The organism is Gordonia sp. C13, assembly GCF_023218005.1.
In the GTDB taxonomy this organism is placed as follows: Bacteria; Actinomycetota; Actinomycetes; order Mycobacteriales; family Mycobacteriaceae; genus Gordonia; species Gordonia namibiensis.
The window spans coordinates 34,423-57,533 of sequence record NZ_JALPSY010000034.1 but is presented as its reverse complement, the minus strand read 5'-3'; the positions used below and the strand labels follow the sequence as shown (position 1 = coordinate 57,533).

23 protein-coding genes are annotated in these 23,111 nt (G+C 68.2%); 13 read left to right on the top strand and 10 right to left on the bottom strand.

What is annotated here, in order from left to right:
* Positions 1-167: 167 nt before the first annotated feature.
* From M1L58_RS21065 to M1L58_RS21045, 5 genes are all read right to left on the bottom strand, one after another.
* Positions 168-1,667, bottom strand: coding sequence for a phytoene desaturase family protein (locus M1L58_RS21065; RefSeq protein ID WP_248660375.1), 1,500 nt, complete (start codon positions 1,665-1,667; stop codon positions 168-170).
* Complete coding sequence (locus M1L58_RS21060) at positions 1,664-2,797, bottom strand: glycosyltransferase (RefSeq protein WP_248660374.1); 1,134 nt, start codon at positions 2,795-2,797, stop codon at positions 1,664-1,666. The genes M1L58_RS21065 and M1L58_RS21060 overlap by 4 nt, the downstream gene beginning before the upstream one ends.
* Positions 2,784-3,641, bottom strand: a complete 858-nt coding sequence (locus M1L58_RS21055) for a carotenoid biosynthesis protein (RefSeq protein ID WP_248660373.1) — start codon at positions 3,639-3,641, stop codon at positions 2,784-2,786. Before M1L58_RS21055 ends, M1L58_RS21060 begins: the two co-directional genes overlap by 14 nt.
* Before the next feature lie 185 nt (positions 3,642-3,826).
* Positions 3,827-4,540: a monooxygenase gene (locus tag M1L58_RS21050; RefSeq protein WP_248660372.1), complete on the bottom strand. Its 714-nt coding sequence runs from the start codon at positions 4,538-4,540 to the stop codon at positions 3,827-3,829.
* Positions 4,537-5,679 carry a polyprenyl synthetase family protein gene (locus M1L58_RS21045; RefSeq protein WP_248660378.1) on the bottom strand — a complete coding sequence of 381 codons (1,143 nt, stop codon included), beginning with the start codon at positions 5,677-5,679 and terminating at the stop codon, positions 4,537-4,539. The genes M1L58_RS21050 and M1L58_RS21045 overlap by 4 nt, the downstream gene beginning before the upstream one ends.
* A gap of 454 nt (positions 5,680-6,133) precedes the next feature.
* Between M1L58_RS21045 and M1L58_RS21040 the strand changes: the two genes are divergently transcribed.
* Both M1L58_RS21040 and M1L58_RS21035 read left to right on the top strand, forming a co-directional pair.
* Positions 6,134-6,427, top strand: coding sequence for a hypothetical protein (locus tag M1L58_RS21040; RefSeq protein WP_227026275.1), 294 nt, complete (start codon positions 6,134-6,136; stop codon positions 6,425-6,427).
* 58 nt (positions 6,428-6,485) lie between these two features.
* Positions 6,486-7,766 (top strand): alpha-hydroxy-acid oxidizing protein, encoded by a 1,281-nt coding sequence (locus M1L58_RS21035; RefSeq protein WP_248660371.1) that lies wholly within the window; start codon positions 6,486-6,488, stop codon positions 7,764-7,766.
* Positions 7,767-7,844: 78 nt separating this feature from the next.
* Here M1L58_RS21035 and M1L58_RS21030 read toward each other — a convergent pair whose 3' ends face one another.
* Complete coding sequence (locus M1L58_RS21030) at positions 7,845-8,801, bottom strand: oxygenase MpaB family protein (RefSeq protein ID WP_248660370.1); 957 nt, start codon at positions 8,799-8,801, stop codon at positions 7,845-7,847.
* A gap of 83 nt (positions 8,802-8,884) precedes the next feature.
* Here M1L58_RS21030 and M1L58_RS21025 point away from each other — a divergent pair, with 83 nt between their 5' ends.
* The 5 genes from M1L58_RS21025 to M1L58_RS21005 all read left to right on the top strand — a co-directional run bounded on the left by M1L58_RS21025 (position 8,885) and on the right by M1L58_RS21005 (position 13,402).
* Positions 8,885-9,589: a TetR/AcrR family transcriptional regulator gene (locus M1L58_RS21025; RefSeq protein ID WP_006868721.1), complete on the top strand. Its 705-nt coding sequence runs from the start codon at positions 8,885-8,887 to the stop codon at positions 9,587-9,589.
* A 28-nt stretch (positions 9,590-9,617) separates the two neighbouring features.
* The gene (locus M1L58_RS21020; RefSeq protein ID WP_006357973.1) at positions 9,618-10,265 is read left to right on the top strand and encodes a TetR/AcrR family transcriptional regulator; all 648 of its coding nucleotides are present in this window, start codon (positions 9,618-9,620) and stop codon (positions 10,263-10,265) included.
* A gap of 123 nt (positions 10,266-10,388) precedes the next feature.
* Positions 10,389-11,603: an acyl-CoA dehydrogenase family protein gene (locus M1L58_RS21015; RefSeq protein ID WP_248660369.1), complete on the top strand. Its 1,215-nt coding sequence runs from the start codon at positions 10,389-10,391 to the stop codon at positions 11,601-11,603.
* The gene (locus tag M1L58_RS21010) at positions 11,600-12,616 is read left to right on the top strand and encodes a phosphotransferase family protein (protein ID WP_154882166.1); all 1,017 of its coding nucleotides are present in this window, start codon (positions 11,600-11,602) and stop codon (positions 12,614-12,616) included. The genes M1L58_RS21015 and M1L58_RS21010 overlap by 4 nt, the downstream gene beginning before the upstream one ends.
* A gap of 39 nt (positions 12,617-12,655) precedes the next feature.
* Positions 12,656-13,402 (top strand): SDR family NAD(P)-dependent oxidoreductase, encoded by a 747-nt coding sequence (locus tag M1L58_RS21005; RefSeq protein ID WP_248660368.1) that lies wholly within the window; start codon positions 12,656-12,658, stop codon positions 13,400-13,402.
* Positions 13,403-13,576: 174 nt separating this feature from the next.
* Here the strand turns inward: M1L58_RS21005 and M1L58_RS21000 are convergent, their stop codons facing one another.
* Positions 13,577-14,284, bottom strand: a complete 708-nt coding sequence (locus M1L58_RS21000) for a histidine phosphatase family protein (protein WP_248660367.1) — start codon at positions 14,282-14,284, stop codon at positions 13,577-13,579.
* 86 nt (positions 14,285-14,370) lie between these two features.
* Between M1L58_RS21000 and M1L58_RS20995 the strand changes: the two genes are divergently transcribed.
* Positions 14,371-14,790, top strand: a complete 420-nt coding sequence (locus M1L58_RS20995) for a VOC family protein (RefSeq protein ID WP_248660366.1) — start codon at positions 14,371-14,373, stop codon at positions 14,788-14,790.
* An 8-nt stretch (positions 14,791-14,798) separates the two neighbouring features.
* On the opposite strand, the gene M1L58_RS20990 is transcribed toward M1L58_RS20995, so the two are convergent.
* The gene (locus M1L58_RS20990) at positions 14,799-15,860 is read right to left on the bottom strand and encodes a sigma-70 family RNA polymerase sigma factor (protein ID WP_248660365.1); all 1,062 of its coding nucleotides are present in this window, start codon (positions 15,858-15,860) and stop codon (positions 14,799-14,801) included.
* A gap of 673 nt (positions 15,861-16,533) precedes the next feature.
* Here M1L58_RS20990 and M1L58_RS20985 point away from each other — a divergent pair.
* Positions 16,534-17,697 carry an ROK family transcriptional regulator gene (locus M1L58_RS20985; RefSeq protein ID WP_308221831.1) on the top strand — a complete coding sequence of 388 codons (1,164 nt, stop codon included), beginning with the start codon at positions 16,534-16,536 and terminating at the stop codon, positions 17,695-17,697.
* A gap of 136 nt (positions 17,698-17,833) precedes the next feature.
* Here the strand turns inward: M1L58_RS20985 and M1L58_RS20980 are convergent, their stop codons facing one another.
* Entirely contained in the window at positions 17,834-18,679 is an 846-nt protein-coding gene (locus tag M1L58_RS20980; protein WP_006868730.1) for an ABC transporter permease, read from the bottom strand.
* Positions 18,679-19,695, bottom strand: coding sequence for an ATP-binding cassette domain-containing protein (locus M1L58_RS20975; protein WP_248660363.1), 1,017 nt, complete (start codon positions 19,693-19,695; stop codon positions 18,679-18,681). Before M1L58_RS20975 ends, M1L58_RS20980 begins: the two co-directional genes overlap by 1 nt.
* 273 nt (positions 19,696-19,968) lie before the next feature.
* Between M1L58_RS20975 and M1L58_RS20970 the strand changes: the two genes are divergently transcribed.
* The 4 genes from M1L58_RS20970 to M1L58_RS20955 are packed head-to-tail and all read left to right on the top strand — an operon-like array spanning position 19,969 to position 23,043.
* Positions 19,969-20,370 (top strand): TOBE domain-containing protein, encoded by a 402-nt coding sequence (locus M1L58_RS20970; protein ID WP_248660362.1) that lies wholly within the window; start codon positions 19,969-19,971, stop codon positions 20,368-20,370.
* Positions 20,367-21,137, top strand: a complete 771-nt coding sequence (gene modA, locus M1L58_RS20965; RefSeq protein WP_248660361.1) for a molybdate ABC transporter substrate-binding protein — start codon at positions 20,367-20,369, stop codon at positions 21,135-21,137. The genes M1L58_RS20970 and modA overlap by 4 nt, the downstream gene beginning before the upstream one ends.
* Positions 21,134-21,958 carry an ABC transporter permease gene (locus M1L58_RS20960; RefSeq protein ID WP_248660360.1) on the top strand — a complete coding sequence of 275 codons (825 nt, stop codon included), beginning with the start codon at positions 21,134-21,136 and terminating at the stop codon, positions 21,956-21,958. Before modA ends, M1L58_RS20960 begins: the two co-directional genes overlap by 4 nt.
* Positions 21,955-23,043, top strand: coding sequence for a sulfate/molybdate ABC transporter ATP-binding protein (locus tag M1L58_RS20955; protein ID WP_248660359.1), 1,089 nt, complete (start codon positions 21,955-21,957; stop codon positions 23,041-23,043). Before M1L58_RS20960 ends, M1L58_RS20955 begins: the two co-directional genes overlap by 4 nt.
* The last annotated feature ends 68 nt before the right edge of the window (positions 23,044-23,111 follow it).

Here is a 23,111-nt window from a genome sequence, read left to right as displayed (position 1 = left end):
CGGCCCGTGCTGCGTGGGGGGCGGGGCGCGCCCCCCCCCCCCCACGAAGGCCTGGTGAGGTTATCTCGCCAGCCCTTCGTGGCTCGCTTCGCTCGCACCTCAGGGAGCAGTGGGCGACACGCCCTCTCGCACCTCAGGGAGCAGTGGGCGACGCGCCCTCTCGCACCTCAGGGAGTGGGCGACTGTGCTATCAGGTCCGCGACGATCTTCGCCGACAGCATCACCAGCGGGAGTCCGCCGCCGGGGTGCGACGAACCGCCGACCAGGTACAGGCCCGGGATGGGTGAGGTGTTCTTCGGCCGCAAGAAGGCGGCCCGCGGTCCGTTCGACGACGATCCGTAGATCGAGCCGCCGGGGGTCATGGTGCGGCGTTCGAGATCGGCCGGTGTGACCAGCAGGCGGTGGCGGACCTGGTCGCGGACGTCGAGACCGCGGTCGGCCATCACCTGCATGATCTGGTCGGCATATTTGTCCGCGAGTCCTGCTGCATCCCAGTCGACTCCGTGCTCCGGGTCGTGTCGCGGTGCGTTGACGAGCACGAACCAGGCTGCGGTGCCGGGGCCTGGGACGATCTCCGGATCGTCCGGCGCGGAGATGTACACGGTCGGACGGGCGACGGGTCGCGGCGGGCCGTTGAAACCGAAGACGGCGTCGAACTCCTCGTCGTAGTCCTCGGCGAACAGGACGTGATGGTGGGCCTGGTCGGCGGGCGGGTTGTCGAGCGCGAGGAGCAGGACGAAGCCCGACAGCGACGGTGTCGAACGCCGCAGCAGCGCAGACGGAATGCGTGCGGAGCGGCGGGGGACGAGGCGATCGAAGACCTGGCGGGCGTCGGCATTCGCCACGACGAGATCGGCGGATCGGCGGCTGCCGTCGGCGAGTACGACACCGTCGACCCGGCCGTGTTCATCCGTCGAGACCCGGGACACCTCGACCCCGAACTCGACCCGACCACCCAGGGCGAGCAACCGATCCCGCATCGCGGTGGCGATCCGACCGAGGCCGCCGCGAACATACCAGGAGCCCCAGGCCTGCTCTGCCCACGGAACGGAGGCCAGGGCCGCCGGTGCACGACGTGGATCCGAGCCGGTGTAGGTGGCGTAACGGTCGAGCAACATCGCCAACCGCGAATCGCTGAGATACTCGGACCCCAGCCCCCGCAGCGTTTTCCACGGCGCCACGGTACGGACGTCGGAGGGGGTGGCGATCCCGCCGATCATCGTCCGGACGCTCATCGGCGACTCGAGGAACGGGCCGTGGGTGACGTCCCAAATTGCCTGCGCGCGTCCGAGAAACGCCGACCACTGGGCACCCGAACCGGGTCCGAGTGCGTCGTCCAGCGCGGAGGGGATGTGGTCGAGCGTGTCGGGCAGGTCTAGGACCGTGCCGTCGGGGAACCGGTAGCGCGCTGCGACCGGCAGGCGTTCGAGCTCGAGGAACTCGTCCACCGGGGCGCCGGTGTCGTCGAACAACTCGGTGAGGACGTGCGGCATGGTGACCAGTGACGGGCCGGTGTCGAAGACGAAGCCGTCGTGTTCGATCACGCCGAGTTTGCCGCCCACGGTGTCGAACTGTTCGAGAACGGTGACGTCATGGCCGGCCGCCAGCAGGCGCATCGCCGTGGCGAGTCCGCCGACGCCGGCGCCGATGACGATGACCCGGCTCATCGGGAGACCTCGATGGTGCGTCCCTTCCACTGCAGTTCGCCACGGCGGCGGGCGATCGCCGAATCCGCGGCGAGGAAGGTGAAGAGTGCGATGGACGCAGGATGTCCCAGGGCGTCGGGGAACGTACGTCCGCCCGTGGTCCGCGCGGACACGAGTCGCGAGGCGACGCCGGCGAGGTATCCCACCAGTCCGGTGCGGGAGCCCGTCAGAGCGGCGAGCGCCGGGATCACGTACATGAGACACAGACCGGCGGTCACCGCCGACGTCCCGGCGGGTGAGCCGAACGCGGACCACAGCGACTTGCGGTATCCCGCACGGACTTCGTCCCAGCCGTCGTACATGTGGCAGGTCGCCACGGTGCTCCCTTCGGCCACCACACCTCGACCGCCCGCGGCCTTGATCGCACGGAGGAGTGCGATGTCCTCCAGGACGACGTCACGGACCGCTTCGTGTCCGCCGGCGCGGCGATAGGTGGCGGCATCGACCATCAGGAACTGGCCGTTCGCGGCGGTCAGTGATTCGCGCGGGGACCGTTCGGCGATTCCCAGCGGGAGCGTGCTGAGCCACGACCACTGCAGCAGAGGTTGCACCAAACGCTCGGCAGCACTGATGGCGACCTGCCGCGGGTAGGGACTCACGAGGTCGAGTCCGGCGTTGCGCAACAACGCGAATGAGGAGGTGAATGCATGGGGTTCGACCACGACGTCGGCATCGACGAAGGCGAGGATCCCGCCTGGGGCGGCGTGGTCGGCCAATTGCCGGCAGGCCCAGGACTTCCCGAGCCAACCCGGCGGTGGCGGGGAGCCCTCGAACACCTCGAGTCGGTCGTCGTGGGCGGCCAGCCGCGCGAGGAGGGCGTCGGTGCCGTCGAGAGATCCGTCGTCGAGCACGAGGACGCGGGCGGGGCCGGGCCATCTGTCGACGGCCTCGAGGACGGCGGTGATGCAGCGTTCGGCCCGGGTGATCTCGTTCCGCATGGGTATCAGCACCGAAAGATGCTCGGCGGGAGGGATGTCCGCGAGACTTGGGCGGCGCACGCGAATCGCGTTGTCGACGGTGAGGGCGAGCGACGCCAGTGACAAGCCGGCCCCGACCGTCACCGTGCGACGCCAGAGGTCAGACGCTCGCACCGTGTCTCCTGGACCGGAACGACCGCACTTCGAGAACGATGAGCGGGATCGCGACGACACCCATCACCACGGCACCGGCCAGCGCGACCGTCGGGCGGCCGAAGAACATCGCATGCGCCATCACCGACGAGAAGTAGGTCCACAGGTAGGCGGCCACCGGGACCGCGTCATCGGCGTCGGCGGTGTCACCGGCACCGATCACCTGGTCGAGGAGGGCGGTCATCAGGAACGAGACCAGAAGCCAGCCTGCGAAGTTCGTCAACGGGATGTCGTCGACACCGGGTAACGACGGGGTGGGGTACTGCCAGTTCCAGTGACCCTGATCGACCATCTGGGGATCGAGGAAGACATCCCAGGCCGTCAGCGCGTACGCCCCCAGGAAGGCGGTCACCACGCGAGCCCGCGTACCGGACAGCCGCATGGCGCCGACGAGCCGTCGTGTCACGGCGAGTGCCGGCCACGACATCATGATCCAGGCCAGGGGCACCAGGACCGGGACACCGAGAAGCTTGAGGCCCAGACCGTCGGTGTATGCGTATGTGCCGAAGGGGAATCCGGTGCTGACACCGATCGCCTCGGCGACGAGGCCACCGCCGCCGGCGATCACGACCAGTGCGATCGCGGCCCCGAATCCGCGCGTGGCGGCGAGATGAAGGGCGGACGCCGACGCCAGGAGAACGACGCTCGCGACGGTGAGCGGCAGCGTGCCACCACCGGTCAGCGGGAAGGCGATCTGCACCCCGATGGTCGCGGCGAGGAGAACCCACGCGAGGGTGACGAGGTGCTTGCGGCGGGGTATCCGGGTCGCCGGGCCTTCGTGGCTCGTCGCTTGCGCTCCTCGCACCTCAGGCAGCGGGGAGGCTCCTGCTTGCGCTCCTCGCACCTCAGGCAACGGGGAGGCTCCTGCTGGCGCTCCTCGCACCTCAGGCAGCGGGGAGGCTCCTGCTTGGGCTCCTCGCACCTCAGGCAACGGGGAGGCTCCTGCTTGCGCTCCTCGCGCCTCGGCCGGCGAAGGTGATTTGGTCGTGCTCATGCCGATCTTCCCTGGTAGGTCCCGGTCACATCGAGGACGGCGAACCGGGCGAACAGTTCCTCGGCGTACCAACGGGCGGGTTTGGTGCGCGAGATCGCGGACTTGTGTGCGGGCGAGTGGTAGGCGAAGTGGGTGAGGTCGCGCGTGGAGTCCCAGAGTGAGAAGGTCCCCTGCACGCCGATCGGCAGCTCGCCGACGCCGAGCGCGAGCCGATTCCCCTGCGCGCCGGCCAGTTCCGAGGCGACCGGCGGGACCGCGCGCCAGAAGGACGCCATCGTCGTCGGCCGCAGCCGTGCTCGGGTGAGTGCGGCGACCGAACCGGTCCAGTCTCGTGCGCGGTCAGCCGCTGGATCTCGGTTCTCGTGGCCGAACGGATCGACCCGCGACCATCTCCCCTTCGAGCGCAGCGGACGCATCGTGATGCGCATTTCCTCGGTGCTCGCGTACTGCCAGCGTCGCAGCACACGCGAATTCGCCGACGCGCGAGCCGCATCGTCGTCGTGCCAGACGGTGAGTGCCGCCCAGTGGCGCAGGTCGGCGCTCTGCATCGTGAAAGTCTCTGCGGTACCGGTGCCGAGCAGTTTGGCGAAGCGGAGTCCGGGGGTGGCGCGCAACGCCCGCCGGCCCGATGCCATCCGGCCGAGCGCGGGCATCACCCGGTCGACGCCCCAGATGCGTAGCTCGACCGTCGGAACAGCAGTCGGGGTCATGAGCGGCGCCACACACAACGTTCGACGAGCGAGGTCAGGGCCTGCCGTGTCAGCTCGTCCACCGATGCGTCCGCGACGACCGCCAGGGCGTCCTCGGCGAGTTCGACGATGCGTTGTTCCACACGCTCGAGGGCGCCGGTGGATTCCACGACGTCGCGCATCTGTGCGGCACCGGCGACGTCGAGGTCCGGGTTGCCGAGGCAGTTGGCAATGATCCGTCGTTCCGTCCAGGTCGCGGACTCCTCGGCCAGCGCCATCAGCATGGTGCGCTTGCCCTCTCGGATGTCGTCGATCGCCGGCTTCCCGGTGATCTTCTCATCGCCGAAGACGCCGAGGATGTCGTCGCGCAATTGGAATGCCTCACCGGCGCTGATCCCGATCCGGTCGTAGTCGGTGAGAAGGGCGGCGTCGGCCCCGGCGAGCGTGCCGCCGAGCCGAAGTGGCTGGCCGATGCTGTAGCGGGCGCTCTTGTACCGGAGGACGCGTTCGGTCCGGTCGGGATCGGTGTGGTCCTCGGTCTGGCTGAGCATGTCCAGGTACTGGCCCGCGTACGCCTCGTCGCGCATCTCGGTCCAGGTCTCGCGGACAGCCTGACGGGTGTGGCGGTCGACGGCGTCGACCGCCGCGGCGACCAGGTCGTCCGACCACGACAGACACATGTCGCCGACGAGGATGGCGACCGCGGTGCCCCACGTGTCGGAGTCGCCCCGACGACCTACCGCGCGATGGGTGTCGGCGAAGAGACGGTGGATGGTGGGCAGGCCGCGGCGGGTGTCGGAGTCGTCCATCACGTCGTCGTGGACCAGGGCGGCGAAGTGGAACAGCTCGATGGCCGACGCCAATTCGACGACACCGGGGACCGACCGGCCGTGGGCGGCGCCGCGGGCACCCCACAGACAGAAGGCGGCGCGCAGGCGCTTGCCCCCGCCGATGCGGGCGGCGATGGCGTCCGCCGCGGGAGTCAGTTCGGCACCCACTTTGTTCAGCGTCAGGGCGTGGCGGCGGAAGTGCGCGGTCAGCACCTCCTCGACGAGTTCGAGGTCGGTCGTCGCGTCGTCGATCGCGCGGAGGCCGGAGTTCGGGTCGAGGACAGGCCGGTGAGGGAGGGATGAGTCGGTCATCTCGGCGGTCTGTGTCATGGCGAGGCCCTTCCGGGTGCGGGGTCGGCGCGGTTGCGGGTACCCGGTCTTCGGTGCGATGACACCCGTCGGATGGGTCAACGCGGTGAGCGTCAACGATCGCCCCTGAAAAGCGCCCCCGATTTCCGCCCGGCGTCGAAAACCGCCCCCGAAAAGAACCCTCCACAGCGCCGTCGGTGACAGATCGTTCGCGGTGCGACCCTGGAGGGCGGTTCCCAGGGGCGCATTTCGGGCCGGGGCGGAAGCCAGGGGCGGTTCCCAGGGGCGCTTTTCGGGCCGGGGCGGAAGCCAGGGGCGGTTCCCAGCGGATCGACGCCCGTGCTCGCGTACGGCCGCGGGGTTCTTGGCCAGCCTGTGGCGCACCGTCTCCGTCATCGCCGATGGGAGGCCGCGGCGCAGGGACCCCACGTCCGGCGGGCGCGTAGGGGCCCGGAGATGCCGGTAGGTTGGTCGAATGGCAGTGGATGCAACGGTGCCCGTGGTGGCTGCGGGTCTGGTCGGCGGCTTCGCGGCGGCTCGCTACAGCGGTCGACGAGAGCTCGGTGGGGTGGTCCTCGCAGCGGCGGGTGCCTGGTGCACCCGGCAGTGGGCGGTCAAGCAGGGTCCGGTGGTGGCCGGCGGACTGCTCGCCGGATACCTCGCGGCCTTCGGCGGCTCGCATCCGCTCGCGAAGAAGATCGGCGCCTGGCCGTCGGTCGGCGTCGTGACGGTCGCAGCTGCCGGCGCGACGGCTGTCGCCACACGCTGACACCCCGGTCCGGGAATCCTCCCCGGGTCCTGCGACGCCGACGTTACGATCGGCTCCCATGACCACGGGATACGGGCGAGCGCGGCAGAACGACATCTACACCGCTGGTGTACATCGTCGAAAGCCCCGCGTGCCAACGGATTTCGCGGAACTCGAACGCCGCGCCAGACGGTCGATGTCGGCTCGGGCGTGGGCGTACATCGGTGGTGGCGCCGGTGAGGGTCGCACGATGGCGGCCAACCGGCAGGCCCTGGACCGCTGGGCGATCGTGCCGCGGATCCTCCGCGACGTCTCCGCGCGGAACCTCGAGGTGGATCTGTTCGGACGCCGCATCCCGGCGCCGGTCCTGTTCGCACCGGTGGGCGCCGGCTCGCTGGCCGCTCCGGGAGCAGATCGTCTCATCGGTCATGCCGCCGCGGAACTCGGTGTGCCGTACATCTTCTCGAACCAGGCGAGTGTGCCGATGGAGACGGTGGCGGCCGAGATGGACGGCGTGACCCCGGGAGCCCCCCGCTGGTTCCAGCTGTACTGGTCGACCGACGACGACCTCGTCGACAGTCTGCTGGCCCGTGCGGCGGCCGTCAGCGCCGACGCGGTGGTCGTCACCCTCGACACCACGATGCTCGGTTGGCGGCCACAGGATCTGAACCTGGGATCGCTGCCGTTCGCGCGGGGCGAGGGGATCGCGCAGTACACCTCCGACCGGCGCTTCGTCGACATCGTCGCCGACCGGCTGCGCACCGCTGCCGAGGAGCGGCCGGAGATCTCCCTGGGCGCCATCGCGACCCTGGTCTCGATCACCCGCAACGCCCCCGGACGCTTCCTCTCGAATCTCACCTCGGCCCAACCGCGGGCCGCGGTGCAGACCTTCCTCGACATCTACTCGCGTCCGTCGCTGAGCTGGGACGACCTTGCCGGTCTGCGCGAGCGCACGTCGTTGCCGATCGTCCTCAAGGGCGTGCTGCATCCCGACGATGCCCGTCGCGCCGTCGACGCCGGGGTCGACGGCATCATCGTGTCCAACCACGGCGGACGTCAGATCGACGGAGCGATCAGCACCATCGACGCCCTCGACGAGATCGCACCCGCGGTCGACGGTCGGATCAAAGTGCTCATCGACTCCGGGATCTACACCGGTTCGGACGTGTTCAAGGCACTGGCGCTCGGCGCCGACGCCGCATGTATCGGCCGGCCGCACATGTACGGGCTGGCCCTCGCCGGTGCCGAGGGTGCCCGGGATGCGGTGGCCGACATCATCGCCGAACTCGACCTCACCCTCGGCCTGGCCGGCCACACCGACGTCACCGCACTCGATCGCGAGGCCTTGCGAAGGGTCTGAGCCGAGAAACGTCCCAACCGAAAAGCCCGTCCCGCTCGCGACGAGCGGGACGGGCTTCCCCCAACCGGGACAGGGAGCTCAGACCAGTGGACGGCCGGTGCGCATCCGCCAGCGGACGTCGGCGAGCAGCACGTTGAACGGAAAGCTGCGGACCGGTCTGGGCGCCCGGGTGATGATCGCCCGCAGGACGGCATTGTGCTTGGCGAAGAACAACTCCTGCCACGGCGACAGGCGGACGTCCATCTTGCGGCGGAAGTTCTCCGGCAGGAAGCCGATCGCCAGGATCTCGAAGTACCAGCCCAGCAACTTGGCGACGACCGGCCCCAGGAACTCGGCGCGGGCGATCTGCAACAGGTACCCGCGGATGACCGGGTCGATCTCGAGGGTCTCGACGGTGGAGTTCCAGTACTGCTCGAAGGCCTCGCGGTCGGCCGGCCAGGCCTCGCGCGGGACCTGCAGCGTGGTGCCCAGGACGGCACCCGCCTGATAGAACTCGTCGGTCACCTCGGTCATCCCGCCGAAGATCCGATGGACGTCCTCGGTGCCGCGGTACAGACAGGCCGCGACCCAGAGCTGCAGCTTCGGGTCGAAGGCGTTGTACTTCACTGGGCTGTCGGCGGTCGACCGAACCTGCGCGTGGGCCTTGCCGATCGCCTTGCGGTAGGCCTTGCGGTCCTTGGCGCTGCCCAGCCCCGCGACCGCGAGGTAGCTCAGGGTGGTGCGACCCCGCTTGAGCGGATGCTTGAACAGGTTGCCCGAGTCGACGCGGCTCTCATAGACGCCATATCCCACCGCGGGCAGGCTCAGCTGCATGATGACGTTCGCGGCGCCGGCGATGACGCCGATGCCGAGCGGATCGAGATCCTCGGCGGACGGGAGCGCGTCGAGTTCGGCGCGGGACATGCGCGCGGTCGACGGCAGGAACTCGGTGTCCGGGCGCTCAGCGGTGAGGAATTCGGCGACCTCGGCGGTCACCTCGGCGGGCGTCTGCGGCGACAGGGCCGAGCTTCCACTGGTGATAGGCTCCGTTGCCATCGAACCTCTCCTGGTCGGATTTAGGAAACGTGTGTTTCCCGTTTTATAAAACATGAACTTACCGGGGTGTCAAGATAGGAACCATGGGAAGAGGACCTTCGAACCCGGACAACGGGTCCGACGCTGCTGCGTCGGATTCGGCGGCTTCCCTGCGCGCCTACGGCGGCGAGGGTGGTGACACCCGGGTCGCGCGACGCCGCACATCGTTGATCGACGCAGCCCTCGACCTGCTCGGAGCCGACGACGCGGAAGCGGTCACGGTGCGAGGTGTCTGTCGGCGGGCCGGGCTGACCGCACGGTATTTCTACGAGAGTTTCGAGTCGGTCGATCAGCTCGTCGAAGTGGTGTACGACGGGGTCATCGAGGAGATCGCCCACTCGAGTCTGGCGGCGTTCGCCGAGGGCGAGACCATGCGCAGCAAGGTGTCGGGAGCGGTCGCCGTGATCGTCGATCTCATCGACAAGGACCGACGCAAGGGCCGACTTCTGTTCTCGCAGGCCCTGCTCAGCCCGGTGATCGCCGCGAAGCGGATGGAGTCGACCACGCTGTTCGCGGGCCTGACACTCCAGAGCGCCTCCTCGGTGCTCGATGTGCACGTCGGCTCGGCCGAGGCAGCGGGCGTCGCGCACTACAAGGTGGGTGGGCTGAGCCGTCTGCTCGCCGCCTGGCTCGAGGGCGACGTCGCACTCTCGAAGTCTGAGGTCGTGGACCTCAGCGTCGCGTTGCTCGTGTCTCCGGCGGACATCCTGGAGAAGAGCCTGCCCCACGGCAGCGCCGATGGTGAGTAGTGCTTCGTAGGCAGATATGGTCGATCCCATGAGCAGCGGAACCGGCGAAACCGACGTGCGACCGGCGAAGCAACCTCTCGGCGCCTGGCGTGACTACGGCGAGCCTGAGCTCCCGATCCCATTGGCCGCTGCCCTCGAGGCGTTCGCCGAGCAGGGCTACCACGGCACATCGGTGCGCGAGATCGCCGCGCGGGCGAACCTCTCGGTGCCGGGGCTGTACCACCACTACCCGTCCAAGCAGTCCCTGCTGCAGGGCCTGCTCGAACGCACGATGACCGATCTGCTGGCCCGCTCGGAGGCGGCGATCCTCGAAGCCGGCCCGGAGCCGGTGAAGCAGTTCGACGCGGTCGTCGAATCGCTGCTGCGGTTCCACATGTACCGGCGCGAGCAGGCCTTCGTCGGTTCCACGGAGATCCGGAGCCTCGACGACGACTACCGGCCGAAGTACATCGGTCATCGCGACCGCCAGCAGCGGATGGTCGACGAGATCGTCTTCGCCGGTGTGGAGGCGGGGGACTTCACCACCGAGTACCCGAAGGACGCCGCCCGGGCTGTGGCGACGATGTGTGTCGGTGTCTCGACCTGGTTCAAGCTCGACGGCTTGCTGGGGCCGGACGAACTGATCTCCCGAAATCTCCAGCTCGCCCGCGCCCTGGTCGGGTACCGCACCAACTGAGGGCACGGATTTCACCCGGTCAGCCTTGACCGGGATCGCATCGCCTGGCAAGGTATGGGCGGCCGAACGATCGCTCGGTCGGCGTCGGGGTAAGTTCCCGTCGGTCCAGCCAAAGGAGTCACGATGCCCATAGACCTGCGCCACGATCCCGCGGTGGTCGAGCTGGTCGAGAAGACCGAACGCTTCGTCCGCGACTACGTGCTGCCGCTCGAGGACGCGAACGGTGGCGACATCGTCGCGGCCGGTGGCGACGACCTTCGTCGTGAGATGAACGCAAAGGCCAAGGCAGAGGGCATCTTCGCGCCGCACGCGCCGGTAGAGTTCGGCGGGCTGGGACTGGACATGGCCGACCGCGCACCGGTTTTCGAGGCAGCAGGCTACTCCACCTTCGGTCCCGTCGCGCTGCACATCGGTGCGCCCGATGAGGGCAACATCCACATGCTCGAGCGCATCGCCAGCGAAGAGCAGCGCCACAAGTACCTGGCCCCGCTCGCCACGGGTGAGGTCCGTTCGGCCTTCGCGATGACCGAACCGGCACCGGGTGCGGGTTCGGACCCCAATGCGCTTCGCACGCAGGCGGTCCGCGTCGACGGCGGCTGGAAGATCAACGGCAAGAAGCACTTCATCACCGGTGCCGAGGGCGCGGGCTTCTTCATCATCATGGCCCGCACCGCGGGGTCACCGGGAGATCGTGGCGGCGCCACGATGTTCCTGGCTCCGGCCGGCACCGCGGGCATCACCGTGGGACGCCACATCAACACCATCGACAAGGCGATGATCGGCGGGCACTGCGAGGTCACGTTCGACGACGTCTTCGTCCCCGACGAGGACATCCTGGGCGAGGTCGACGAGGGCTACCGCTACGCGCAGGTCCGCCTCGGTCCGGCCCGCATGACCCACGTCATGCGCTGGCTCGGCGCAGCAAAGCGCTGCCACGACGTCGCCGTCGACTACGTCTCGCACCGTGAGGGATTCGGTGGCCGACTCGGCGACCTCGGGATGATCCAGCAGATGATCGCCGACAACGAGATCGACCTGGCGGCCTCGCGTGCGTTGCTGCTCAAGGCCTGTCACGAACTGGACCTGGGCAACCACGCCTCCGACGAGACCTCGATCGCCAAGACCTTCGCCGGTGAGGCATATTCGCGGATCGCCGATCGCAGCATCCAGATGTGCGGCGGCCTCGGTGTCTCCGCGGACCTGCCGATCGCGCGCCTGGCGCAGGAACTCCGTCCGTTCCGCGTCTACGACGGCCCCTCCGAGGTCCACCGTTGGGCCATTGCTCGCCGCGCCGTCGGGCGCGCGAAGAAGGCACAGGCCGCGGCGGGTGCGAAATGACCGGGGTCGAATCAGCCCTCGAGGCGGACAAGCTCCGTCGGCTCCTCACCGACAACGGTGTCGAACTCGCCGGTGATCTCTCGATCGAACTCATCAGCGGTGGGAAGTCGAACCTGACCTACACCGTCACCGACGGCGTGACCTCGTGGGTGGCGCGTCGCCCACCGACCGGTGGTCTCACCCCGTCCGCACACGACATGGGCCGTGAGTGGGCCGTCACCAGTGCGCTGCAGTCCACTTCGGTGCCGGTCGCCAAGACGGTCGCCTTCGATGCCGACGGATCGATCATCGGGGCGCCGTGCACCGTGGTCGAGTTCGTCGACGGGCGGGTGGTGCGTACGGCGGAGGATCTCGCCGCCTACTCAGACGACGAGGTGGCCGCCAACCTCGACGGCCTCGTCCGGACCCTCGCCGACCTGCACGCCGTCGATTACCAGGCCGTCGGCCTCGGCGAGTTCGGCCGTCCGGCCGGCTTCGCTGCACGACAGGTGAAGCTGTGGGCCCGGCAGTGGGGTCACGTGAAGACCCGCGACCTGCCCGACGTCGAGCGGCTCGTCGAGGCGTTGTCCGAGCGGGTTCCGGAGCAAGCCCGGGAATCGGTGGTGCACGGCGATTTCCGTGTCGACAACACCATCGTCGATGCGAACGACCCGGCGAAGATCGCCGCCGTCGTGGACTGGGAGATGTCCACCCTCGGCGACCCGATCACCGACGTCGCGCTGATGTGCGTCTATCGCACCGGTGTCTTCGATCAGGTGCTCGGATTCTCCGCGGCATGGACCAGTGACCGCTACGCCTCCGTGGACGAGATCGCGCAGAAGTACGCCACCGCAACCGGTTCCGACCTCGGCGACTGGGACTTCTACCTCGGTTTGGCCAACCTGAAGCTCGGTGTGATCGCTGAGGGCATCACCTACCGCGCGCTCTCGGGTGCGTCGTCGGGCGATGGTGCCGAGCGTGCGGGTGAGGCCACCGCGGCCTTCATCGCCGCCGGCCTGCGTCACATCAGCTGAATCGGCAACGGGCAGAGAAGAAACACGGGGGGCAAGTGCATGAGTGAAGTGTCGAACACCCGGGCCGCGCTGGTCACCGGCGCGTCCCGGGGCATCGGGGCGGCGATCGCCGAGAGGTTCGCAGCCGATGGCTGGGACCTGACGATCAGTGCCCGAGGCCGGGAAGCGTTGGAGAACAAGGCGGCCGAGCTTCGGGAGCGCGGCGCGGGTCGGGTGGAGGTCGTCCCGGCCGACATGACCGACGCCGACGCGATCGCCGCACTCGGTACCGCGCATGCCGACGCTTTCGGGCGCTGCGACGCGTTGATCATCAACGCGGGCATGGGTTCCAAGGGTGCGGTGGCGGAGATGCCGGTCAAGCGTTTCGACCGGCTCTACGAGGTCAACGTGCGGGCACCATACATCCTGCTGCAGTCGGTGCTGCCGACGTTGCGGGCGACCGCGGAATCCGTCGGCACGGCGAAAGTGGTTGCGGTGGCATCGATCACCGGTGTCTACCCCGAGCCCGAACTCTCCGCCTACGGTGCGACCAAGGCCGCGCTGATCTCGCTGTGCGAGACGTTCAACCTCGAGGAGTCGGAGAACGGTGTCAGCGCAACGACGATCGCGCCGGGTTACGTCAACACCGACATGACGGACTGGCTCGAGGACCGCATCCCCGCCGACGAGATGATCACCGCCGCCGACGTCGCCGTCGTCGCACACTCGATCACGCAACTGTCGCGGTTCGCGGTGCTCCCGAACGTGGTGCTCACGCGTCCGGGTACGAATCTGCATCGGGCGTAAGACCTCGATACGCGGCGCCCTCGCTCCGCTCGGTCGACGCTACTCGGCCGGCGGGGTGGGGGCGCCGCTGTGTGTGTTGGTGGTTACTCGGCCGGCCAATCCCGCCGGCCGAGTAGGTCCGAGGGGCTACCCGAGGGCCGTATCGAGGTCAGACCCGCTGCGCCGCCGACCTTCTCAGCGGAAGGTCGAGATCCCGCCCTCACGGTCGGAGAGGTGACCGTGTTCGTTGAACGACACGACGGTCACACCTTGCCGACCCACGATGAGCTTGGTGATGGAAGCGTTCACCATCGAGCGCGCCATCTTCGGCCACTGCTCGTCCGAGATGCCCCAGAGCTGGGCGATCCACTGCGTGATGGTGCCCGCCGAGGAGACCACCAGAAGCGTCTGACCTGAACCGGCCATCTCGGTCGCTCGCGCCGCGGCGTCGTGCACACGTGCCTGGAACTGCGGGTAGCTCTCGGCGGGCCCACCGTCGGGTCCCGGCTCGGGGTCGTGTTCACCTGCGGCGATCCACGCGGCGAGCCCCTTGTCCAGTTGCTGCTGGTAGTTGCGGCCGTCGCGGTACATCTCCGGCGACGCGTGTCCCACGAGTGCGGGGAGCGAGTACTCGTTCCAGCCGGGATCGACCCGCGCGTCCGGCCGCGTTTCGAACGGGCCGAGGACGCCGTTGAGGGTCTGACTCTGGCGGGGCAGGTTGCCACTCACGGCGGCGGTGAATCCGCCGACCTGACCGGAGAGGAATGCACCCGACACCGCGGCCTGGGTGTCACCGGTCGCAGTGAGTCCGCCGGGCCCGTTCCGGAGGTCGTCCGTGGCGTCGGATACGCCGTACGCCAACGCATTAGCCTGACCGTGCCGCACAAGATAGATGACGCCCATGACTGCACACTATTAGACGCCGATGAGTTCCCTTGCGCGGGCTGGTCTGTACTGGGTAGTACCCCGATCTCGACTGGAGGCCAGCCGTGGCATCGATGCTCTTCGTCAATCTGCCGGTCGCCGACGTCGCGCGGTCACGACGGTTCTTCGGCGCGCTGGGTTTCCGATTCGACGAGATGTTCTGCGACCCGGCCACGGTGTGCATGCCGATCAACGACGCCGCGATGGTGATCCTGATGCAACGACGACGTTTCGAAGGGTTCGCGGCCGGGCGCATCGCCGAGCCCGCACGGGGGCGCGAAGCGCTCGTCTCGTTCTCCGCCGACAGCCGGGAGCACGCCGACCACCTCGTGAGCGCTGCACTGTCAACCGGCGGCACCCCGCTACGCGAACCCGAGGACTTCGGCTTCATGTACTGCTGCAGTTTCTGTGATCCGGACGATCACGCGTGGGAGGTGGTCTGGATGGACCCCTCCCAACTACCGCAGGACTCCGAGGAGGGCTGACGTCTACCTCAGTGCCAGGGGTTGGGCGCCGCCCGGGTGGGTGCATCGTACGGAGTGGCGGGGAGCCCGAACCTGGCAAAGTCCTCTTCGAGGGTGTCGCTGAAGAAGGCCACCACGTACCCGACCTTCTTCGCCTGCGGATCGATGTCGAGGACCTGGAGCTGGAACGGCCGATGGACGCCGTCTGGTTCGCGCATGTACAACCCGAACGCCGGTTGTCCGTTGGCGACCGTGGGCAGCAGGATCTGGTCGCCGGCCTTCTCTGCCGGGCAGTTCTTGCGGATGAGGGTTCCGATGGCCTCCGGGCCCTGATACCAACCGGTGAACGGCGGCATCTCCCAGATCGCCTTGTCGGTGAACATCTCGGCGATCGCGTCGACGTCGTAGCGCTCGAAGGCGGACACATACCGGGCGAGCAGTTCCCGCTTGGCTTCGTCGTCGAGGACCGACGAGTCCGAGCTGCCCGACTCCGCCTGGGGGCGGGCGGTCTTGAGCTGTTCTCGTGCGCGCTGCAGAAGACTGTTGACGGTCGCGGTGGTGACGCCGATGGTGTCGGCGACCTCGGCGGCCCGCCACTGCAGGACGTCACGCAGGATCAGTACGGCACGTTGCCGTTCCGGCAGGTGCTGCAGGGCGGCGATGAACGCCAGTCGTACCGATTCCCGGGCGCCGACGACGTAGGCCGGGTCGGCGTCGTCGCCGGGGGTGATCTCGTCGACGGTGCCGGCGTACGGCTCGAGCCATGGCACCTCGTGGTTCTGGAGCAGGTCGTCGGTGGGGTCGAAGGCGTCGCCTCCGAGCCCGGACGGAAGCGGGCGACGCTGGGAACTCTGCAATGCAGTGAGGCAGGTGTTGGTCGCGATCTTGTGCAGCCAGGTCCGCACCGAGGAACGGTGGTCGAACTTGGCGTAGCCGCGCCATGCGCGCAGGAAGGTCTCCTGGGCGAGGTCCTCGGCGTCGTGGTGGGAGCCCATCATCCGGTAGCAATGGGCAATGATCTCGCGTCGGAACGGTTCGGCGATCTCGAGGAAATCGGCGTCGGAGACGGACTCGCCCGCGGTTGTGGTCATGCTCACAATTTACCGTCGATCACCGACACTCTCGACCCGGTGAGGTCAACGGGCCCTGGTCCGCTCGATGACGGGAAGCAGGTCGGGTAGCCGCAGCGTGTGGCTCTGTAACCACGCTGAGCGCAACCCGGGCGGGGCGTCGTCGGTGAGGCCGAGTTTGCCGGTGAACGCATGTGACCCCCGCTCCGGAAACCTCGGTCACCTGGAGGAACGGTCTTGCCGCGACGGGGCCGCGTTGCTAGTTTGATCCGCATGACGAGTGTCGACCGCAACCTGTCGGAGGTCACGTATGTGACCACCGCTCTGGGCTGCCGTCTGCCGCTCGCTCGCGTTCTCTGTTGTTGTCGTCGAATGCGCTGAGCCGACGCCTCGTTCCGGGGTGTCGCTCCAAGTCTCTTCTCCAGAGCACTTCAGCCACCCTGCCCCCGCCGTGTAGAGCGTGGGGATTTTCGACGAGGACATCATGACCGCAATTCTTCCTGAGATCTCCGGCCGTACCCTGCGGACCGCACCCACTCCGCTGACCCGCCGACCTGCATCGCGTCCGGTGCGCCGCGGGCCGCAGGTCAACCGCCAGCCAGTACCGTTGTCATCCGTACCTTCGCCGGTGCCGTCGCCCCGGGTCCCGGGATCGGTCGCGGACCGACGCGGCTTGAACAGGGGGGATCAGCGGGTGCACGTCTCGACGCCGCGCCTCGAGCTGTCGAACAAACCGGCCGCTCTCGTCCTCCGGGCCGCGCGACTGGCCGGGCCGCTGTTCCGTGACGATGCCGCCGAGCGCACCGGTCTGAGCATCTCGACGGTCAACCGCCAGGTCAGCGCCCTGCTGAAGGCCGGTCTGATCCGCGAACGCGCCGACCTGGCCCCGTCGGGAGCCATCGGACGCCCGCGCCTGCCCTTCGAGGTCAACCTCGCCGAGTTCCTCACCCTCGGCATCCACATCGGCTACAAGGTCACCTCGATCACCACCCACGATCTGCTCCACCGCGTGGTCGGTGCCATCCAGATCCCGACCCCGGAGGCCGACACCCCCGAGGAAACGCTCGCCGCGATCGGCGTGAGCGCCCGCCGCTTCGCCGAGCGCTGGACCGGGAAGCGCGTGCTCTGGGTGGGCGTCGCACTGGGCGGACGTGTTGCCGAGGGCGGCATCGTCGACCATCCCCGCCTCGGCTGGGAAGGTGCTCCCGTCGGGCGGGTCATCGCCGAGGCCGTCGGCCTGCCGGTGTCCGTCGCCTCACACGTCGAAGCGATGGCCGCCGCCGAGCTGGTCCTGAATCCCGTCGACGAGCAGTCGAGCTTCCTGTACTTCTACGCCCGCGAGATGCTGGGCATCGCCTTCAGCGTCGGCGGCACCGTGCACACCCCGACTGCGGGACCTCCGGTCATCGGGCACTTCCCGACCGGCACCACCACACTGCTCGACCCGCGCCGGACGGGTCGACTCGAGCCCGCGGTGAGCGACACCGGCATCGTCGAAGCCGCTCAGGCGCTGGGGCTTTCGGTGACCGACGTCGAAGGTCTGCACGGCCTGGCTCGTACGGGTGACGCCACTGCGCGCGCCCTCTTCGAAGAGCGCGCCGAGGTGCTGGGCCGCACGGTCGGCCTCATCGCCGACATCTTCAACCCGGACCACATCATCCTCGGTGGTCAGGCGTTCACCGACTACCCGACCACCCTGCCCACGGTGGCCCGCGCGGTTCGTGAGACCTCGATCGTCGCCAAGCGCGATGTGCGAGTGTCACATTCGGGAGCCAGCGTGCAGCAGCAGGCGGCCGGCGCGGTCTCCCTGGACGCGATCTACAGCGACCCGCTGCAGGCGATCACTCTGACTGCCTGAACGGGCCGCTGTAGTCCCCTCGATACGCTCGCGGGCTCGCTACTCGGGGACCGGATTTACTCGCAGGTTCGCTACTCGGGGAGCGGATACGCTCGCAGGCTCGGTACTCGCGGAGCGGGCGTACCTGCCCGGCGGTTCAGTCGATGGTCCGCTTGTTGTAGGCCCGCAGGGCGAACGGTGCGAAGACCAGGGTCAGCGCGACCGCCCAGATGATGGTCGAGATCACCGGATGCTGAAGCGGCAGCGCCGAACCCGGACCGAACTCCGGACCGTTGCCCCACAGGACACGCAATGCCTGGACGAGCGATGACATCGGGTTCCATTCGGCGATCGTCCGCAGCCAGGTGGGCATCGGGTCGGTCGGGACAAAAGCGTTCGACAGGAATGTGATCGGGAACAGCGTCGAGAACATGAAGCCGTTCACCGCTTCCACGGTGCGCAGCCATGATCCGATGAGAATGCCGAACCAGATCATCGCGAAACCGAACAGGAGTAGCAGGCCGTACGCGAGAACGGCTTCGACGAAGGACCCGCGGATACGCCATCCGATCGCGAGACCGGTCAGCGACATCACCACGATGCCGATAGAGCTGTGCATGACACTCGCGATGCTCCGGCCGATCAGCACCGATGACCGTCGGATGGGTAGCGACCGGAACCGGTCGATGATGCCCTTCTCCAGATCGGCGGTGATTCCCGACGCCACGATGAACGCGGTGAACACGATGGTCTGCCCCATGATGCCCGGCAGCAGGAACTCTTTGTAGGAAGCGCTGTCGGTCTGGATCGACGCGCCGAACACGTACGCGAACAAGACCACGAACATGATCGGCTGGATCGTGACGTCAGAGAGCATCTCGGGCATGCGTCTGGTGTGGATCATGTTGCGTTTGACCATGATCCAGGACTGTTGCCACAGGGTGGTCGGATGGACGCGCGATGTGTTCGCGACCACCGCGTCTTTCTCAGCAGTGGTGGTCATCAGGCGGTCTCCTCGTCGGTGGTGTTGGTGGTGTCCTCGGCGCGGTGGCCGGTCAGGGACAGGAAGACGTCGTCGAGGCTCGGGCGGGCGAGTCCGAAATCGTCTACGGCGATACCGCTTTCGTCGAACCAGGCGGCGACGCGGGGCAGGTCACCGAGGCCGCCGGAGGCGGTGGTGAGCCGGCGTGCGGGGACGTCGACGAACACCTCGGCACCGTTCTTGCGCAGCAGCGCCTCGGCCGCGGGGAGATCTTCGCCGCGGGACACGGTCAGCACCAGGCTGGCCGAACCGGCCTGTTCCTTGAGCTGCAATGGTGTTCCGTGGGCGATGATCTTCCCCTTGTCGATGACGACGATGTCGTCGGCGAGCTGGTCGGCCTCTTCGAGGTACTGGGTCGTCAGAAGGAGGGTGGTCCCGTCGGAGACGAGGTCACGCAGGACATCCCACAGTTCCGAGCGGCTCCGCGGGTCGAGGCCGGTGGTCGGCTCGTCGAGGAACAACACGGGTGGCGACGCGAGCAGGCTGACCGCGAGGTCGAGTCGGCGACGCATACCGCCGGAGTAGGACTTGACCGGTTTGTTCCCGGCCTCGGTGAGTGAGAACTGCTCCAGGAGTTCGTCGGATCGACGGGCGAGGGTCTTGCGGCCGATGCCGTAGAGGCCACCGATCATGCGCAGGTTCTCGCGACCGGTGAGGATCTCGTCGACGGTGGCCGCCTGGCCGGTGAGGCCCATGTTCTGTCGGACCATGCCGGGCTGCTCGATCACGTCGTAGCCGGCGATGCGGGCGGTCCCGCTCGTCGGCGGCGACAGGGTGGTCATCATGCGGACCGTGGTGGTCTTGCCGGCGCCGTTGGGGCCGAGCAGACCTAGCACGGACCCGCGCGGGACCGTGAAGCTGACACCGTCGACCGCGGTGAAATCGCCGAAGCGTTTGACCAGGTCGATGGCTTCGATCGCGACATCCGACGTCGCGACAGCGCCGGGTGCGGTGGCGGGAACTGTGACTGAGTTCATAACTCTCCACGGTATCTATGGGGTGTGACAGGAGCGAACGATTTTCCGGCGTCTCCGGGTGTGAATGGGGGACAACTCAGGGAACTCCGCTGTTCCTAGACAAGACTGACCGCCCGCCCCCACGGAACTCATCGGTCCGACGGCCCGAATACCGACGATCGATGTGAGATAGACGCTAGGACCTCAAGCCCGGTTGAAGTCAAGAAACTGTGGATGTCCGTATCTGCGGAGTCTGACCGCGATATTCGACGCAGATGCGGATAGAGTGTGGCCGTGACTGCGATACGGATCAAGGATGCCGCGACTCTTCTAGGCGTCAGCGACGACACCGTCCGCCGATGGATCGCGTCCGGGGTGCTCGAACCGTCCGACGACGGGCCTGTCGCGACCGTCGACGGAGCGCAGCTCGCGGCGCTGGCGCGTGAACGTGCGGTGGCACCCGATGACGGGGCGGCGGTGGCGCGCTCGGCGCGCAATCGGTTCACCGGCCTCGTCACCGATGTCCGTACGGATGTGGTGATGGCGCAGGTGACGCTGCAATGCGGCCCGTTCGAGGTGACGTCGCTCATGAGCGCGGATGCCGTTCGCGAACTGGATTTGCGACCCGGTGTCGTGGCCACCGCCGTCGTCAAGGCGACGACCGTCATCGTCGAGACCAACCGGGACAACAGATGAGAAGGCTTGCCGTCGCGTTCGCGACCATCGGTCTGCTCCTCGTGGCGGGATGCTCGGGCACCGGGGGTTCGGATTCCGGGGCCGCCGACTCGGCGGCCGGTTCGACGACCCTCGACGTCTCGGCGGCGGCGTCACTGAAGAAGACGTTCACAGCCATCGCGAACGAGTTCGAGGAGCAGCACGACGGCGTCACCGTGCGCCTGTCCTTCGACGGCTCGTCGACACTCGCCAACCAGATCCAGCAGGGTGCGCCGGCCGATGTGTTCGCGAGCGCCGACGAGAAGAACATGGACAAACTGGGCGACCTCGCCGTCGACCCGAAGGTCTTCGCCACCAACACACTGGTGATCGTCACGGCGCCGGGTAATCCACGCGGGATCAGGTCGTTCGCCGATCTGAACAAGCCGGACGTGACGACGGTCGTCTGCCAGTCGGCCCAGCCGTGCGGCGCCGCCACCGAGACCGTCGAGCGCAACACGGGGATCACCGTCGACGCCGCGTCGGAGGAACAGTCGGTGAGCGCGGTGCTGACCAAGGTGACGACCGGGCAGGCGGACGCGGGAGTCGTCTACGTGACCGACGCGCGCGCCGCCGGCGACATGGTGGCCACCGTGACGGATCCCGCCTTCGCGGCGGTGATCAACTCGTACCCGATCGCAGATCTCACCGGCGCCGGCGACCCGGAGCTCGCCGCGCAGTTCGTCGATCTCGTCCTCGGTCCGATTGGTCAGGGCATCTTGCGCGACGCCGGCTTCGGCGCACCGTGACCACGCGGTCGGCACTCCGGTATCGGCGAGACGCCGCAGGCCTACCGGGCTGGACCTACGGCCTGGCACTGCTCGGTGTCGGATTGATCGTCCTGCCGCCCCTGTCGTTGCTCCTCCGCTCACCGTGGGGCACCTTCGTCGAACAGGTCTCGTCGCCGTCGTCGCTGGATGCGCTTCGGCTCTCGCTGATCACCGCCTCGTGCAGCACCGCGATCTGCCTGGTCGTGAGCGTGCCGATGGCGCTGATCTTCGCGCGGCACGACGGCCCGCTCATCCGGGTGCTCCGAGCACTCGTGTTGCTACCCCTGGTACTGCCGCCGGTCGTCGGTGGTCTGGCACTGCTCTACACCTTCGGGAGGCTGGGGATCGTCGGTGAGCACCTGCACGCAGCCGGCGTCGACATCGCCTTCACGACCACCGCGGTCGTCCTCGCGCAGAGCTTTGTGGCGTTGCCGTTCCTCGTGATCAGCGTCGAAGGTGCGGTGCGCGTGGTCGGTACGCGATACGAGGAGGTCGCCGCGACCCTGGGCGCCGGGCCGACCCGGACGCTGTGGCGGGTCACCCTTCCGCTCGTCCTGCCGTCGCTGATCGCGGGCCTGGTACTCGCGTTCGCGCGGGCGCTCGGCGAGTTCGGCGCGACGATCACGTTCGCCGGGAACGCGCCCGGGGTCACCCAGACCGCGCCGCTCGCGATCTACGTGTCGGCGATCGACGACCCGCAGGCGGCGATCCCGTTGTCGCTCATCCTGGTCGTCGTGTCGCTGGTCGTCGTCGTGGGAGTGCACAGCCGCCGAACACGTCCCGGGACGGGTGGGTTGTGACCAGCGCCGACCTGGAGGTGTCCATCGACCTCGCGGTGCCCTCGTTGCGGGTCGAGCACCGCTTCGCCGCCGGCGCGACCACCGCGGTCGTGGGGCCCAACGGGGCCGGCAAATCGACCATGCTGCGGGTTCTTGCCGGACTCTTCCGAGGTGACGAACGAGGCCGAATAGCTCTCGGCGACACAGTGTTCAGCGATTCCTTCACCTTCGTCCCGCCGAATCGTCGGGGTATTGCGCTGCTGTCACAGGACGCGCGGCTGTTCCCGCATCTGACGGTCGCCGACAACGTGGCGTTCGCGCCCTCGGCGCAGCGGCTCGGGAAGTCGGAGATCCGGGGCCGGGTGGAACGCTGGCTGGCTGCCACCGAGGTGGCGGACCTGGCCGACCGCAAACCGCACCAGCTCTCCGGTGGGCAGGCGCAGCGGGTCGCGATCGCCCGGGCGCTGGCCGCGCAGCCGCGAATACTGCTGTTGGACGAACCTTTTCGCGCTCTGGATGTCGACGTCGCGAGTCGGTTGCGTGCCCTGTTGCGCGCCCTCCTCGCCGACCGTGATCGTACGACGATCATGGTCACCCACGACCCCGTGGACGCACTCGGGCTGGCTGACGAGATCATGGTCCTCGAGAACGGTCGTGTCGTCGAATCCGGCGCGGCGCGCGATGTACTGGCACGGCCCACAAGTCGTTTCGCGGCGTCGTTGTCCGGGCTCAACCTGTTCGTGGGACGCACGGATGCTCGCGACACCGTCGTCGACGCTTCGGGTAACCGTGTCGTCGGGAGCGCCGGAGACGACGGCCCACAACCGGGCGCGGGCGCCGCGGCAACGTTCTCTCCGCGCGCCGTCGCCGTCTATCTCGAAGCACCGCACGGTAGTCCGCGCACGACACTCGCTGCCACCGTTCGAGATGTGGCGCCCCGGGGCGACCACGCCGTCGTCACCGCCGAGGTCGGTGATCAGGTCATCGCGGCCGAGGTCACCTGGGCGGCGGTCGCCGACCTCGGGCTCGTCGCCGGTCTCAGCGTCAACCTGGTGGTGAAGGCAAGCGAGGTGCGGATCAGCGTCTTGGGGCCGCGCTCACCCTGACTGCCGGACTTCAACTCGACCGGTGGACTTCGATCGAGGTCTGCACACGGTCACAGTGGCCGAATCCC

Excerpts from the sequence above, each read along its gene's own strand:
- M1L58_RS21065 (WP_248660375.1), bottom strand. The coding sequence starts at position 1,667 with ATGAGCCGGGTCATCGTCATCGGCGCCGGCGTCGGCGGACTCGCCACG.
- M1L58_RS21050 (WP_248660372.1), bottom strand. The coding sequence starts at position 4,540 with ATGACCCCGACTGCTGTTCCGACGGTCGAGCTACGCATCTGGGGCGTC.
- M1L58_RS21045 (WP_248660378.1), bottom strand. The coding sequence starts at position 5,679 with ATGACACAGACCGCCGAGATGACCGACTCATCCCTCCCTCACCGGCCT.
- M1L58_RS21040 (WP_227026275.1), top strand. The coding sequence starts at position 6,134 with ATGGCAGTGGATGCAACGGTGCCCGTGGTGGCTGCGGGTCTGGTCGGC.
- M1L58_RS21035 (WP_248660371.1), top strand. The coding sequence starts at position 6,486 with ATGACCACGGGATACGGGCGAGCGCGGCAGAACGACATCTACACCGCT.
- M1L58_RS21030 (WP_248660370.1), bottom strand. The coding sequence starts at position 8,801 with ATGGCAACGGAGCCTATCACCAGTGGAAGCTCGGCCCTGTCGCCGCAG.
- M1L58_RS21025 (WP_006868721.1), top strand. The coding sequence starts at position 8,885 with ATGGGAAGAGGACCTTCGAACCCGGACAACGGGTCCGACGCTGCTGCG.
- M1L58_RS21020 (WP_006357973.1), top strand. The coding sequence starts at position 9,618 with ATGAGCAGCGGAACCGGCGAAACCGACGTGCGACCGGCGAAGCAACCT.
- M1L58_RS21015 (WP_248660369.1), top strand. The coding sequence starts at position 10,389 with ATGCCCATAGACCTGCGCCACGATCCCGCGGTGGTCGAGCTGGTCGAG.
- M1L58_RS21010 (WP_154882166.1), top strand. The coding sequence starts at position 11,600 with ATGACCGGGGTCGAATCAGCCCTCGAGGCGGACAAGCTCCGTCGGCTC.
- M1L58_RS21005 (WP_248660368.1), top strand. The coding sequence starts at position 12,656 with ATGAGTGAAGTGTCGAACACCCGGGCCGCGCTGGTCACCGGCGCGTCC.
- M1L58_RS21000 (WP_248660367.1), bottom strand. The coding sequence starts at position 14,284 with ATGGGCGTCATCTATCTTGTGCGGCACGGTCAGGCTAATGCGTTGGCG.
- M1L58_RS20990 (WP_248660365.1), bottom strand. The coding sequence starts at position 15,860 with ATGACCACAACCGCGGGCGAGTCCGTCTCCGACGCCGATTTCCTCGAG.
- M1L58_RS20980 (WP_006868730.1), bottom strand. The coding sequence starts at position 18,679 with ATGACCACCACTGCTGAGAAAGACGCGGTGGTCGCGAACACATCGCGC.
- M1L58_RS20975 (WP_248660363.1), bottom strand. The coding sequence starts at position 19,695 with ATGAACTCAGTCACAGTTCCCGCCACCGCACCCGGCGCTGTCGCGACG.
- modA (WP_248660361.1), top strand. The coding sequence starts at position 20,367 with ATGAGAAGGCTTGCCGTCGCGTTCGCGACCATCGGTCTGCTCCTCGTG.